The following is a 12,418-nucleotide window of genomic DNA, read 5'->3' on the forward strand; positions in this document are numbered from 1 at the left end:
GCATCAGTGCATCGCCCTTAGCATGCCTTCATATCCAAACCAGAACAGATACGGAGACATGCCATGAAGACGTCCTCGATCGCCGCCGCGCTCTTGCTGGCGGCGTTTTTTCATCCGGCACTCGCGCAGGGCGATGCTTACCCAAGCCGCCCCATCAAGCTCGTGGTGCCGTTCAGCGCGGGCAGTGCGTCCGATACGGCCGCGCGTATCGTTGCCGAGGAAGTGCGCGAGGCGCTGGGGACCATCGTTGTCGATAACCGGCCCGGTGCGAACGGGATCATCGGTTCGAGCTACGTGGCCAAGTCCGCGCCCGATGGCTATACGCTGCTGCTGACGAGCAGCGCCACCCATTCGGGCATTGGCGCCCTGTACAAGAAGCCGGGGTACGACCCGGTGAAGGACTTCGTGCATGTCTCGCGAATCGCCACGATTCCGCTGGTGCTCGTGACGCGTCCCGACACGCCGTACAAGTCGGCGAAGGAGTTGTCCGCGTTCGCGCAGAAGAACCGCCTGCGCTACGGCTACGGCAGCGGCTCCGCGCAGATTGCCGCGGCGACGTTCTCGATGGTGGCGCACGCGCCGTCCGACGCGATTCCGTACAAGAGCCAGCCGCCCGCGGTGACGGACCTGATGGGTAGCCAGATCGACTACATGCTGGCCGATACGTCGGTGGTCATGAGCTTCCTGCGCGCGGGCAAGCTCAATGGGCTGGCGATCACGACGCCGAAGCGCCTGCCCGAACTGCCGGAGGTGCCGACGATGGCCGAAGCCGGCTACAAGGACTTCGATCTGGTGGTATGGGTCGGCCTGGCCGCGCCGGCGGGCACGCCGCCGGCCATCGTCGACAAGTGGAACAAGGCCGTGAACGCCGCGCTCGCGCGACCGCAGGTGGCGGAGAAGCTGGCCACGCTCGGCATGGTCGCGAGCCCGAACTCGCCGAAGGAGCATGCGGCGTTCGCGGTGGCGCAGCGCGACATCTGGGTCTCGCGCGCCACCAGGGCCGGTGTGGAGCAGCAATGATGCATGGTGGTGACAAGCCGCGGCAGGGCCCGCTGGCCGGCGTGCGGGTGCTGGATCTCACGTCGGTGATCATGGGCCCCGTCTGCACGCAGATTCTTGCCGACTACGGTGCGGAGGTGGTCAAGGTCGAACCGCCTGAAGGCGACGTGATGCGCCATGCCGGGGCCAAGCGCGAGCCCGGCATGGGCGCGATGTTCCTGCATGCGAATCAGGGCAAGCAGTCGCTGGTGCTGGACCTCAAGCATGGCGACGATCAGGCGCGGCTGCGCGCGATGCTGCCGGCGTTCGATGTGCTCGTGCATAACGTGCGGCCGCAGGCCATGCGCCGGCTCGGGCTCGACGAAGCGGCGGTGCGTGCGCTCAACGCTTCCATCGTCTATGCGGAGCTCACGGGCTATGCCGAAGGTGGCCCGCTCCATGGGCGCGCGGCGTACGACGATGTCATCCAGGCGCAGACCGGCCTTGCCGAACTGTTCGCGCGCCAGACCGGCGGTGCGCCGCAGTATGTGCCGACACTGATCGCGGACCGCGTGACGGGCCTGACCGCCGCGCATGCCATTCTGGCCGCGCTGTACCGGCGGCAGCAGAGCGGCGAAGGCGACTTCGTGCGTGTGTCGATGTTCGAGACGATTGCGGCCTTCGTGCTGGGCGATCATCTCGGCGGCGCCTCGTTCGAACCGCCGGCGGGGCCGATGGGCTACAGCCGCCTGCTGACGCCGTATCGCCGTCCGTACCGCACGCGGGACGGATATATCGCCGCGGTGGTCTACAACGACAAGCACTGGCGTTCGTTCTTCGAGGCGATTGGCGAACTGCCGACGTTCGAGGCCGATGCGCGCTTCCAGACCGCGGCCGCGCGCGCGGACAACTACGATGCGATCTACGGCTATCTGGCCGAGACGCTGGCGACGCGCACCAGCGATGCGTGGCTCGCCTTGTTCGAAGCGGCCGATATCCCGTGCGCGCGCGTGAATCGTGTCGAGGACCTGATCGACGATCCGCAACTGCGCGCGGTGGGGTTCTTCGACGAAGGCGAGCCGCACCAGCGCCACCCGCGACACGAGCGACACATCGCCGCGCGCTTCCGCTCACCCGCCGCGACCACGGACGCGCCCCCGGCCCCCGCATTGCCTTCGCGCACCGCTAACGAATGAGTCCCGACATGCAAGACCTCGAACATCTGACCCTCGATATCGACGCACGTGGCGTGGCCACGCTGCGGATTGCCAATGGCACGTCGCTGAATATCCTCGACTCGGACACCATCGTCGAGTTCACCCGCACGTTGCGCGCACTGGCGCGCGACCCGGACATCCGCGTGCTGGTGCTGCGCGGCACCGGCGAGAAGGCGTTTATCGGCGGTGCGAACATCAAGGAACTGGCCGCCCTGCAGCCCGACACCGCCGTGGCCTTTATCACGCGGTTGCACGATCTGTGCGAGGCGGTCCGCGATTTCCCCGTGCCGACGATCGTGCGGCTGGCGGGCTGGTGCATGGGGGGCGGACTGGAACTGGCCGCGGCGGCCGATATCCGCATCGCCGATACGGCCGCGAACTTCGCGATGCCGGAGGTGCGCATCGGTATTCCCTCGGTCATCCACGCGAACATCCTGGCGCGACTGATCGGCGAGGGCAATACGCGATGGCTGCTGCTGACGGGTGCGGCGATCGACGCGGCGCGCGCGCAGGCGTGGGGATTTCTCAACGAGGTGGTGGAGAATGCCGCGCTCGACGACGCCATCGAACACACGGTCGGGGAGATCCTCGAGGGCGGCCCGGTGGCAATCCGGACGCAGAAGGCGCTGCTGCGCGCCTGGGAGGATCCATCCATCGAGCGCGGACTCAAGACGAGCATCGCGATGTTCGGCGAGTCCTACGCCGGGCCGGAACCCGATGCGTATATGACGCGCTTTTTCGCGCGCAAGGCGGCGGAGAAGGCGAAGCGCTAGGGGACGGTGACCGGAGCGCTTCCGTTACCGGTCGCACATAACGGTGGAGCGGGGCGGTGGCCGCGTTGCTAAGATGGCACGGCAATTCGTTGACTGGTCATGCCATGCCCACCCTTGCAACTGCCGCCGCGCTTCGCCGGTGTCTGCCGGTTCTGCTGCTGATCGCCGCGGCGTGGATGCATCCCGCGGCGGCGCAGGAATTGCTCGTGCTGGGTGGCCTGCAGCGTGCGGACACCGGTGGGGAGAGCAGCTATGGCTATGGCTACAGCTATCAGCACAACCTCGCGGAGAACTGGTTTGCCTCGTTCTCGTACCTGAACGAGGGCCATGTCACGAATCATCATCGAGACGGCCTTGGCGCCCAGCTCTGGTGGCGCTATCCCTTTGCCGATCGAGCGTTCAACGTTGCCGTCGGCGCCGGACCCTATCGATACTTCGACACGACGGACCGCAACGACGACGGGACGAGCGACAACCATCACGGCTGGGGGCTGCTCGCGAGCGTGGCGGCGACGTGGTACGTCGGGGGCGGACCGTGGATGGTGCAGGCACGCTACAACCGGACCCAGACGCCTTCGAGCATCAAGACCAATACGCTGCTGATCGGCGTGGGCTACCAGCTCGATCGTGGTGACCGGGGCGGCCTGGTCGTGCCGCCCCCATCGCGCGGGGATGCCGTCACGGGCAACGAGCTCACGGTGTTTCTGGGGCAGACCATCGTCAATACGTTCAATTCGGAAACGTCGTTCGCCAAGGCTGTCGAGTATCGGCGCGGGCTCATGCGCTACGCCTCGGGCACGATCAGCTACGTCGATGAAGGGGAGAGCTCGGCGTTGCGGCGCCATGGCGTGGCGGGCCAGCTGTGGCTGGAGCGCGCGTTCTTCCACGATACGTGGACGCTTGGGGTGGGCGCGGGGCCGTATTACGCGATCGATCTCAGCGAGCGGGGCCGCTCGGCGTCCGGGGCGCCGTCGCGATGGTCGGGGTTGCTGACGATGTCCGCCAGTTATCGCTTTGGCGAGCACTGGCTGGCGCGCGTGTCATGGAACCGGGCGGTGACGGGGTATGACCGCGATACCGATGTGGTGCTGGCGGGGATCGGGTATCGGTTCTGATGGCCTGGTGTCGCGCGTCAACGGGAAACCGGCGGCCATGGGCCGCCGGTTTCTTCTTGCACCCCTCGTTTGCGGTGGGAGGGTCCGCTTGCGGGGGGACGGAGCAACCTGGCTACCGATCACACGAGGGCGCCGTCGGTGTACACGTCGCGTTGGCCGTTACGGGCGCCATCGACGAACGGGTTGCGGGGGCGGTTGATGTCGCGGGCGCCGTCGGTGTACGGGTCAACCTTGCGGCTCGGTTCGGCGGAGACACCCACGCGGTCCAGACCAGCAACCGTCTGGGTACCCACCCGCGCTCCGTCGGTGAAGGGGTCGGCCTTGCCAACACGGGCACCATCCAGATACGGGTCGGCGGTACGAGCACCGTCGGTGAAGCCATCGCGATTGCTGATACGGGCGCCGTCGGTAAAGGTGCTGCGCGGCTCGCTGATGGTGCGGGCACCGTCGAGGTACGGGTCACGCGAACCCTGGGCGGCTTGGGCGGCACCACCGATGAAAGCAACGGCGAGGGCGGCGGCGGTAAGGATGGTCTTGGCGGTCATGATTGGCTCCTGGGTCTGTTCGGTTCCTGCATCTACTACTAGGTAGGTGCGTCGATGGACTGAATATTATCTACTACTAGATAGATAAGCAAGGACGAAGTTTAGAGCGTTTGTTCTAACCGCTGACGAGCGCCGATAGAAAAAGGGGAAGCGGTCGCCCACTTCCCCTCAATCGCCCAACTGCTGCGCAGATCAGAACTTGTGACGCATCCCCAGTAGCACGCCCGTCTGGTTCTTGCCGGCGACGGTGGTGCCGAACCCGCCCGTGCCAAGATCCGAACCGTCCTTGTTGCGCGTGTAGGCGACGCTCAGATAGACATCGGTACGCTTCGAGAACGCATAGTCTGCGGAGGCGATAAAGAGCCAGGGGTCCGCCCCGGCGTTACGGAAGTCCTGATAGTAGGCGGCACCCGTGAGCGACCATGCCGGCGTGACATCCCAGATCGCGCCCGCCCAGTACAGGTTGGTCGTCTGCGACGTGGGCGGCGTCATGATCCGGGCATAGCGATAGCCAAGGTAAGGCCTGACCGGGCCGATCTTGTAGTTCGCGGCGATCGCGGCCTTGCGCGTCTTGTTCTCGTCCGTGGCGACCGTATTGCCGTTCAGTTCGTCGTAGATGACGGCCACGGCGAGCGGGCCATTCTCGTAGGCAAGGCTGCCGCTGATCTCGCGGCCCACCTTATAGTTACCGGGTACCTCGGCGTTGACGCCCGACGTGCCATCCGCGCCGAAGCTGTAGAACAGCTTGCCGGTGACCGGACCGAACTTGCCTTCGTATCGGATCGCGTTGTCCGCGCGCGACTGGAAGGTCGGGTCTTGTATCCCGATCGAATAGCGCGTGGAAATGGCCATCGGGTCGTACTGCACCCCGTACTCGTACATCGGCGTGTTGTGACGGCCCAGCGTGATCTGGCCATAGGTGTGGCGCAGGCCGACCCATGCCTGACGGCCGAACAGGCGGCTCTGCCCGCTCTTGCCATCGTCGATATTGAAGCCGCTCTCCAGCGCGAAGATCGCGCTCAGGCCGCCACCGAGATCCTCCGCGCCGCGCAGGCCCCAGCGCGAACCGGAGAGGTTGCCCGACTGCATCCGTACCGACGTGTTATCGCCTGGACCCAGATGATTGACGTACTCGATACCGGCATCGACGACGCCGTACAGCGTGACGGACGTCTGAGCGAACGCTCCACCGGTAAACAGACCTGCTACAGCTGCCGCAATGCGTAATTCTCTCGCCTTCATGCTTTGACTTCCCTCGTGACAAAAAAACCGCCATCCGGCTCCGTGGAAAACGGCCGGATTTCATTCGTCAGTAAGGGCTGAGAATCACCACTTTGGGCATCGCGAGCGGGCTCGCGTGCAGCGGTTGGAAGGAATGGTTGTCCATGCAACCGGACAACATTCGAATATGGGATCGGATTGTGTACTGCCCGATGTTGCAGCGCAAATACGGGAGAACCCTAGCTCGTCATTTATCATCGCGCCATGAACCTGACCCTTCGCGAATTCCGCGTGTTCCGTGTGGTGTACGAACTGCGCAGCTTCAGTGCCGCGTCGCAGACCGTGCATATGACCCAGTCCGCGGTCAGCAAGATCTGCCAGGAGATGGAGGCCAAGGTCGGTCAGCGCCTGTTCGAGCGCACCACGCGCAAGGTCCTGCCGACCCAGTTGGCAGACCAGCTCTATGGCTATGTCTGCGAGGTGCTCGGCACCATGGACGCGGCCGAGCGCAGCCTGCAGACGCTGCTCGATCTGGAAAGCGGCGAGGTGCGCGTGGCCGCGTCGCCGATGATGTCCTACGGCTTGCTGCGGCAGCCCGTGGCGGCGTTCCACGCCGCGCATCCCGGTATCGAGATCGGGCTGCACGAACTGTCCACTGACGAAACCGTCGAGTATGTGGTGAACGGGCGCGCCGACTTCGGGCTCGTCTCGCTGGAGGCCGGGCATCCCAAGCTCGCGATCGAGCATCTCTACGACGAGACCCTGCACGCGATCTGCCTGCCCGACCATGCGCTCGCGCGCAAGCGTGCGTTGACGTGGGACGTGCTCGCGCGCTATCCGCATATCTCGATGCATCCGTCGTTCAGCACGCGCCGCACCGTCGATCGCGTGTACGCGCAGCACGGGCTGACGTATCGATCGGCGATCGAGGTAGGCACGGTGCTGTCGGTGCTGGCGATGGTGAAATCGGGGGTGGGCGTGGCCGTGTTGCCAGGCTATGTGCTCGACTTCGTGAAGGACCTCGGGCTCGTGGCGCGGCGATTGCCGGCGACCGGGTATCGGCATCCGATCTCGCTGATCCGGCGCTGGAACGCGCGGCTCTCGAATGCGGCCGAGGCATTGATCGAGCGGGTCAAGCAGAGCGCGCCCGGTTGAGCGGGCGATGTCCCACATGTAACGGGCCTGTTTCAGTTTCTGCAGGAAATGGCCGTAATATTGCGCAGACTCTTTTCAGGTTTGTCTCACGATGCTCAAGGTTTTCTCTTTCGCTGGTTTTTGGATCTCCGCTGCCGTGGCCACGGGCGCGATGGCGCAGCCCGTACCCCCGGCGGCCGCGCCGCTGGGGCTCGAGCTCGGGGTAAGCAAGTGCGCGAAGCTCACGCATGCGCAGAACCACGTCAACGCGGGAAAGGCAGCCTGGGCGGGTGGGGATGCGATCGAGATCAAGCATCTCGAGCGGTTCAATCTGCCGGGGCTGACGCGCGTGATCGTGAATTGCGATGGGTCCGATGCGGTGGCGTTGATTACGCTGACGTTCGATCGGCCCGCGCTCGACGACGTGACGAAGAAGCTCGATGCGCGCTACGAATCGAAGCGCAAGACGGACCCGGGCGCCGAGAATGGCTATGCCGAGTGGGCGGCCGCCAATGGCAGCATCGAACTGCTCTATGGGCGCGACAGCAAGCAGTTCACCACCGCTTACTGGGCCAAGGGCGCCAAGGCGAAGTACTTCGCTTACGGCGGCGCGCAGCCGACTGGCCCGGCCCCCGCGCCGGCCGTGCCCGCGGCGAAGGTGCAGGCACCGCTATAAGCGCTGCCCAAGCACCGCGTGTAGCGCGCGCTCGAATCGCGGAACCAGCACGGCCCCCACGTTGAACCTCGACCACGGCGACGTGGCCTCGGCGTTCACGCGGAAGACGCGGCCCGGGGCGATCATGACTTTTTGCGCCAGCATGCGCTCGGCGACGACCAGCGAGTCGGTGACCCCCGGCATCGTGCCCCATAGATAGAGGCTCTGTTCGGTCCGCGCGAAGATATCGATGCCAAGGCGGTCGAACAGCGCATGGGCCCTGGCCGTCGCCGCCGTCATCCGAGCGCGCAGCCGCGCGATATAGCGCTGGTAATGCCCTTCGCTGAGAATCACGTCGATCGTGCGCTCGCAGTATTCCGAACTGCTCACGTGGATCAGCGCCTTCAGGTCCGCGAGATCGCTCGCCAGATCGGCGCTGCATGCAATGAACCCCACGCGTAACGCCGCCGAGAACGACTTGGAAAAGCTGCCCACGTAGATCGTGCGCGTCAGCTGGTCCAGCGCGGACAGACGTGGCAGCGTGGTCGGCTTGAAATCGGCCAGGGCATCGTCCTCGACCAGCATCACGTCATACTTCTGCGCGAGCTGCAGCACGCGGTAGGCCTTCGCGGCCGACAGGTCGGAGCCCGTGGGGTTGTGGCCGACCGATTGCGTGAAGAACAGCCGTGGCCGCCGCTGAACGAGCAACTGCTCGAGCGCATCGAGGTCGGGGCCATCGGCCAGGCGCGGCACGCCGACGATGCGCGCGCCGGCGAGCTTGAGCTTGCCGAACAACGGGTAATAGCCCGGGTCATCGACGAACACCGTCGCGCCCGGCGGCACGAAGTAGCGGATGACGAGATCGAGTGCATCGTTCGCGCCGTGCGTAAGCACGATCTGGCGCGCATCGGCGCCCACCCCCACATCGCCGAGCTTGCGCACGAGATGGTCGCGCAGCGGCCCATAGCCAAAGCGATTGCCATACCGGAACAACGCACCCAGACCGGTGCGGGCGACCTTGTGGTGGTACTTGTCGAGCCGCGCTTCCGCGAGCCATTCCACCGGCGGAAAGCCATCGCCGACCGCGAGCACGTCGGGCCGGCTCTTGAGCTGCTCGCGCATGAGCCAGACGATATCCATCGCGCGCCGCAACGAACCGGGTTCCTCGTCGGGCCGCGCCTTCGCGTGCTGGTCCAGCACGAAATAGCCGGCCCCGCGGCGCGGCTCCACGAGGCCGCGGCTCACCAGCAATTCGAACGCCGCGACGATCGTGTTCTTGCTGTAGCCGTGCAGCGAAGCGAGTTCGCGCAGGGAGGGCAGCTTGTCGCCGGCACGGTAGGCGCCTTCGACGATCTGGCGCTCGAGCGAGTTGGCAAGCGTGGCGGAGAGGGTGGTCGATCGGGTCACGATGGCGGGCGGGTAGGCGAGTGTCCTGCCGAACTGTACCTTTTTTCATGGGTACAGTGGACCTAAAGTGTCACCATTCCATACCAACAAGGAGACACCGTGGGCCTCGACTCCCGGCTACCGAATTTTCGCGCCCTCACGCCCGCGCAACGCCTGCAGCATCTGGCCGGCGCCGCCGCCCTCTCCCCCGACGACATCCGCCTGCTGGCCGAGCCCGGCGCGCTGGGCAGCGCGCTGGCGGACGGGATGATCGAGAACGTGGTCGGCACGTTCGAGCTGCCATTCGGCGTGGCCGGCAACTTCCGCGTGAACGGCCGCGACGTGCTCGTGCCGATGGTCGTGGAAGAACCCTCGGTGGTCGCCGCCGCGTCGTTCATGGCCAAGCTGGCGCGCGACTGCGGCGGCTTCGAGACATCGAGCACCGTGCCGCTGATGCGGGCGCAGGTGCAGGTGCTCGGTGTGTCCGATCCGCACGGCGCGCGCCAGGCACTGCTGCGTCAGCGCGAAGACATTCTCGCCGTGGCCAACAGCCGCGACAAGGTGCTGATCGGCCTGGGCGGAGGCTGCAAGGATATTGCCGTGCACGTGTTCCAGGACACGCCGCGCGGACCGATGGTGGTCATGCACCTGATCGTCGATGTGCGCGATGCCATGGGCGCCAACACGGTCAACACGATGGCCGAGGCCGTGTCGCCGCTCGTGGAGAAAATCACGGGCGGATCGGTACGGCTGCGTATCCTGTCGAACCTCGCGGACCTGCGGCTCGCGCGCGCCCGCGTGAGGCTGCCCGCATCGGTGCTCGCCACGGCCGAGCGCAGCGGCGAAGAGATTGTCGAGGGCGTGATCGATGCCTACGTGTTCGCGGCGATCGATCCGTACCGCGCGGCCACGCACAACAAGGGCATCATGAACGGGATCGACCCCGTGGTCGTGGCCACCGGCAACGACTGGCGCGCGGTGGAGGCTGGCGCCCATGCCTACGCGTGCCGCAACGGCCAGTACACATCGCTGACGCACTGGGAGAAGGATGCCAGCGGCGCGCTGGTCGGGACGATCGAACTGCCGATGCCGGTCGGGCTGGTGGGCGGCGCGACGAAGACGCATCCGCTGGCACGCCTCGCGCTGAAGATTCTGGACGTGAAGTCCGCGCAGGAGCTCGGCGAGATTGCGGCGGCGGTCGGACTTGCCCAGAATCTCGGGGCGTTGCGCGCGCTGGCCACGGAAGGGATCCAGCGCGGCCATATGGCGCTGCACGCGCGCAATATCGCGCTCGTCGCGGGCGCGGTCGGCGACGAAGTCGATCGCATCGCGAAGCGGATGGCCGAGGAGAAGGACGTGCGGACCGACCGGGCGGTGGCGTTGCTCGCGGAACTGCGCGCCTGAAGCCTTTGCAGTAGAGAAAACCAGAGCATCGTCTGCCGCGCCACACCCGTGCGCGCGGCAAGACGGGCCATCAAGGAGACAAGTCGATGAAACCTCAAGCCGACGCATCGGCATGGGACCTGGTCGAGGTCTGGGGAGATACCGCGGATACGCGCCATCTCGCCTGGGCCATCGCGATCGGGGCCGTTGTCAGCATTGCCGCTTACCTTGCCGCGAGCCGCCTGCTCGCGACCCTCGTCGCCAATGCCGATCTTGCACGGGCTTACGCCATGCTCGCGGGGCTGGGCGGCTGCCTGCTCTCGGGCGTGCTGTGCGCACTGCTGTTCGCGCCCAAGCGCGAGGTCACGGAGGATGCGGCCGCGGATCCCGCATGGCGCGAGGAAGTGCTCGACAAGCTCGCGGCGGAGAACGGCGGCCTCGGTTCGATCGCCGACCTGCCCGCCGCCGCGGTGCGCGAGCTCGAGGCCCTGCAACTGCTCGAACTCTTCGCCGCACGCGAACGCGCGGCGCGTCCGGAGGCGGTGGCCGCCGCGGCGCGGCACGTGCCGGCGCCGGCGTCGCCGGTATCCGCATCGTCGTAAGACACGGAGACGAACGATGATGGAATCCACACTGCTGTCCCATATCCTCGTGGCCGCCGGCATGGGCCTGATCGGCGCGGTCGTGTTCGCGGCCATCGGCCTGGTCTCCGGCACCGACGAGACCACCACGCTGGCCCCGCTGACGCTGCTCGTCGTGCTGCTGGGCGTGCCCCCCGAAGGCGTATTCACGTTCTTCCTCGCGGGCGCCGTGGCCAAGCATATGACCCACGCGATTCCCACCGCGCTGCTCGGCATCCCGGGCGACACGCTGGCCACCCCGCTGCTGCAGGATGCCAACCACCTGCGCAATCTCGGCGTGCCGCATATCGCGCTACGCAAGATGATCTCGGGCGCCATCATCGCGGCATTCGTCGCGGTGCCGCTCGCGGTCCTGTTCGCGGTGCTGCTTGCACCGTTCGGCGCGACGATCACCAAGGCGGCGCCATGGATCTTCGTGATCGCCGCGGTGATCATCGCGTACAGCTCGGCCGGACGCTGGGCCTCGGTTGCCGCGCTGGTGCCGTTCGTCTTCGTGGTGGTGGCGCTGCAGACGCTGACGGCGAAGTTCGGCGTCAAGCTCAGCATCAGCTATTTCCTCGGGATTGCGATCGGCCCCCTGATCGCCGACCTGTACTCGGTGATCTCGCCCACCGATCGCCAGCGCATGCGGCGCGACAAGGTGCGTACCTTTGCCATCGCGCCCGACGTCAAGGGCTGGGCCGGCTACTTCCCTAACCCGTTCCGCGTGCTCGATCGCGAGCAGACGCGATGGACGGTGGCCACGGCAGCCATCTCGAGCGCGACGTTCGTGTTCAGCCCCGTGGCGATGACGGTCGTGCTCGGCGAACTGGTCGGTTCGCGCATCCGGCATGCCTACCATCGCCTGACCACGGTCCTGAGCGCGCGCAATGGCGTGACCGAAGCCACCTATATCGCCGAGGCCCTGATTCCGCTTATCGCGTTCGGGCTGCCCCTGAGCCCGGTCGCGGCAGGTCCCGCCGCGCCGCTGTTCAATGCGCCGCCGGTCTTCACCGTGGACGCTGGCGGCGGGCAGACGCACAATCTGCACAACCTCCTCAATCACTGGGAGTTCCTCGGCTACGGGCTGCTCGCCGTCTGCCTGGCCGCACTGGTGTCGTATCCGTTCGCGATGAACTACGCGCGCCGCGCGGCGCTGTTCGTCTCGCGCCGCGTCTCGCACGAGGCGATCATCGCGACGTTCGTCGGACTGATTCTCGTGATCAGCGTGTGGGAAGGCGGACTCGTCGGGCTGCTGGTGATCCTGACGATGGGTTTGATGGGGGGCCTGCTGGCGCGCACGATCGGCTTCAACACCGGCGTGCAGTTCATGGGCTACTACACGGCGGTGCTCACGGTGCCCGCGCTGCTCAAGCTGATCGGCTGACCGC

Annotated in this window: 12 protein-coding genes; 9 read left to right on the plus strand and 3 right to left on the minus strand. The window is 66.3% G+C overall.

The window, feature by feature from the left end:
- Positions 1-63 precede the first annotated feature (63 nt).
- The 4 genes from AAHB16_RS22740 to AAHB16_RS22755 all read left to right on the plus strand — a co-directional run bounded on the left by AAHB16_RS22740 (position 64) and on the right by AAHB16_RS22755 (position 4,083).
- Positions 64-1,020 carry a Bug family tripartite tricarboxylate transporter substrate binding protein gene (locus tag AAHB16_RS22740; protein WP_342052047.1) on the plus strand — a complete coding sequence of 319 codons (957 nt, stop codon included), beginning with the start codon at positions 64-66 and terminating at the stop codon, positions 1,018-1,020.
- Positions 1,017-2,174, plus strand: a complete 1,158-nt coding sequence (locus AAHB16_RS22745) for a CaiB/BaiF CoA transferase family protein (RefSeq protein WP_342052048.1) — start codon at positions 1,017-1,019, stop codon at positions 2,172-2,174. Before AAHB16_RS22740 ends, AAHB16_RS22745 begins: the two co-directional genes overlap by 4 nt.
- 8 nt (positions 2,175-2,182) lie before the next feature.
- The gene (locus AAHB16_RS22750; protein WP_150375763.1) at positions 2,183-2,968 is read left to right on the plus strand and encodes an enoyl-CoA hydratase; all 786 of its coding nucleotides are present in this window, start codon (positions 2,183-2,185) and stop codon (positions 2,966-2,968) included.
- A gap of 104 nt (positions 2,969-3,072) precedes the next feature.
- On the plus strand, positions 3,073-4,083 hold the full coding sequence (locus AAHB16_RS22755; RefSeq protein ID WP_342052049.1) for an outer membrane beta-barrel protein: 1,011 nt from the start codon (positions 3,073-3,075) through the stop codon (positions 4,081-4,083).
- A gap of 119 nt (positions 4,084-4,202) precedes the next feature.
- Here the strand turns inward: AAHB16_RS22755 and AAHB16_RS22760 are convergent, their stop codons facing one another.
- Positions 4,203-4,628, minus strand: a complete 426-nt coding sequence (locus AAHB16_RS22760; protein WP_150375759.1) for a hypothetical protein — start codon at positions 4,626-4,628, stop codon at positions 4,203-4,205.
- Positions 4,629-4,820: 192 nt separating this feature from the next.
- Complete coding sequence (locus AAHB16_RS22765; protein ID WP_342052050.1) at positions 4,821-5,870, minus strand: porin; 1,050 nt, start codon at positions 5,868-5,870, stop codon at positions 4,821-4,823.
- Between the two features lie 243 nt (positions 5,871-6,113).
- Here AAHB16_RS22765 and AAHB16_RS22770 point away from each other — a divergent pair, with 243 nt between their 5' ends.
- Positions 6,114-7,004, plus strand: coding sequence for a LysR family transcriptional regulator (locus AAHB16_RS22770; RefSeq protein ID WP_342052051.1), 891 nt, complete (start codon positions 6,114-6,116; stop codon positions 7,002-7,004).
- A 91-nt stretch (positions 7,005-7,095) separates the two neighbouring features.
- Positions 7,096-7,659, plus strand: coding sequence for a hypothetical protein (locus tag AAHB16_RS22775; RefSeq protein WP_446718124.1), 564 nt, complete (start codon positions 7,096-7,098; stop codon positions 7,657-7,659).
- On the opposite strand, the gene AAHB16_RS22780 is transcribed toward AAHB16_RS22775, so the two are convergent.
- Positions 7,654-9,045, minus strand: a complete 1,392-nt coding sequence (locus AAHB16_RS22780; RefSeq protein ID WP_342052052.1) for an aminotransferase-like domain-containing protein — start codon at positions 9,043-9,045, stop codon at positions 7,654-7,656. The genes AAHB16_RS22775 and AAHB16_RS22780 overlap by 6 nt on opposite strands.
- Before the next feature lie 99 nt (positions 9,046-9,144).
- Here AAHB16_RS22780 and AAHB16_RS22785 point away from each other — a divergent pair, with 99 nt between their 5' ends.
- From AAHB16_RS22785 to AAHB16_RS22795, 3 genes are all read left to right on the plus strand, one after another.
- Positions 9,145-10,428, plus strand: a complete 1,284-nt coding sequence (locus AAHB16_RS22785; protein WP_150375751.1) for a hydroxymethylglutaryl-CoA reductase, degradative — start codon at positions 9,145-9,147, stop codon at positions 10,426-10,428.
- Between the two features lie 86 nt (positions 10,429-10,514).
- Entirely contained in the window at positions 10,515-11,009 is a 495-nt protein-coding gene (locus AAHB16_RS22790) for a hypothetical protein (protein ID WP_150375749.1), read from the plus strand.
- A 16-nt stretch (positions 11,010-11,025) separates the two neighbouring features.
- The gene (locus AAHB16_RS22795) at positions 11,026-12,414 is read left to right on the plus strand and encodes a tripartite tricarboxylate transporter permease (protein WP_446718125.1); all 1,389 of its coding nucleotides are present in this window, start codon (positions 11,026-11,028) and stop codon (positions 12,412-12,414) included.
- Positions 12,415-12,418 lie beyond the last annotated feature (4 nt).

The sequence above is a fragment of the Cupriavidus sp. OTU4054 genome, assembly GCF_038440175.1.
GTDB lineage: Bacteria > Pseudomonadota > Gammaproteobacteria > Burkholderiales > Burkholderiaceae > Cupriavidus > Cupriavidus pauculus_D.